At 56.1% G+C, this 1,236-nt stretch carries 1 protein-coding gene; it reads left to right on the top strand.

Translation table 11 applies throughout. From position 1 onward, the window contains the following. The first annotated feature begins 81 nt into the window (after positions 1–81). Positions 82–1,184, top strand: a protein-coding gene (locus PIB16_RS26635; protein WP_104679491.1) for an IS3 family transposase whose coding sequence is annotated in 2 segments (ribosomal slippage) — positions 82–343 and positions 343–1,184 — 1,104 coding nt in all. Because the reading frame shifts where the segments join, the coding sequence is not laid out codon by codon here. Positions 1,185–1,236 lie beyond the last annotated feature (52 nt).

Raw genomic sequence — 1,236 nt, 5'->3', positions numbered from 1 at the left:
TGATCTGAACCCTTCAAACTGGACCGTTTTTGGTTAGAGTTTTCCGGTGCATTTTCCTGGCTGGGAAAGGAACGGAAGACGATGAAAGCATCACAGTTTTCGGACGCACAGAAGGCGTTCATTCTGAAGCAGGGTGATGAAGGAGTGTCGGTTGCGGAGATCTGCCGGAAGGCGGGGATCAGCCAGGCGACCTATTTCAACTGGAAGAAAAAATACGCGGGCATGCTGCCGCCGGAGATGAAGAAGCTGAAGCAGCTCGAGGACGAGAATGCGCGGTTGAAGAAGATCGTCGCGGACCTGACGCTGGACCGTGAGATGTTGCAGGATGTCATTCGGCGAAAGCTCTAAGGCCTGCTCGGAAACGCGAGATGGTGAAAGGCATGTGCCGGGATTGGATGATCTCGATCCGGCGTGCCTGTGGGGCACTGAACTTCGATCGGTCGACCTACCATTACACCTCTCGCCGTGCCGATCAGGCCGGTCTGGAACGTCGTATTCGTGAGATCTGCGAGATACGTGTTCGCTACGGCTATCGTCGCGTGCATGTATTGTTGGAGCGCGAGGGTTGGGGGACCAACATCAAGCGAACCTATCGCATTTACAGAGACTTGGGCCTGCAACTGCGTAACAAGACGCCGAAGCGACGGGTCAAAGCCAAGCTGCGGGAAGATCGGCAAATGGCCGTTGGACCGAACGATGTCTGGGCGATGGACTTCGTTCACGACCAACTCGCGACCGGCAAGAAACTGCGGGTGCTCACGGTGGTCGACACCTTCTCGCGCTATGTGCCGGTGCTTGATCCACGTCACAGCTATCGAGGTGAAGATGTCGTGCAAACCTTGGAACGGGTATGCCGGAAAGTTGGCTACCCGAAGACGATCCGTGTCGATCAGGGGACTGAGTTCGTGTCTCGCGATCTTGACCTTTGGGCCTACGCCAAAGGCGTCACCTTGGACTTCTCACGCCCGGGCAAGCCGACCGACAATGCGTTCATTGAAGCGTTCAATGGCCGCTTCCGCGCCGAATGTCTGAATCAGCACTGGTTCCTGACCCTTGCGGATGCCCGCGAAAAGATGGAGGATTGGCGTATAGACTATAATGAGTTTCGGCCGCATGGTGCGATCGGCAATAAGGTACCGATCTCGCTGATGAAATCAGGAGGCTCAACCAGCCCGCCTCCCTGAATGAAGCCGGAAAACTCTAGCCTCAGATGGTCCAGAAACCTGGGGCGGTTCA

The organism is Agrobacterium sp. ST15.13.015, assembly GCF_027871645.1.
Taxonomy (GTDB): Bacteria; Pseudomonadota; Alphaproteobacteria; order Rhizobiales; family Rhizobiaceae; genus Agrobacterium; species Agrobacterium leguminum.
Note: the sequence above shows the minus strand (reverse complement) of the source record. Positions and strands in the feature narration are given on the sequence as shown.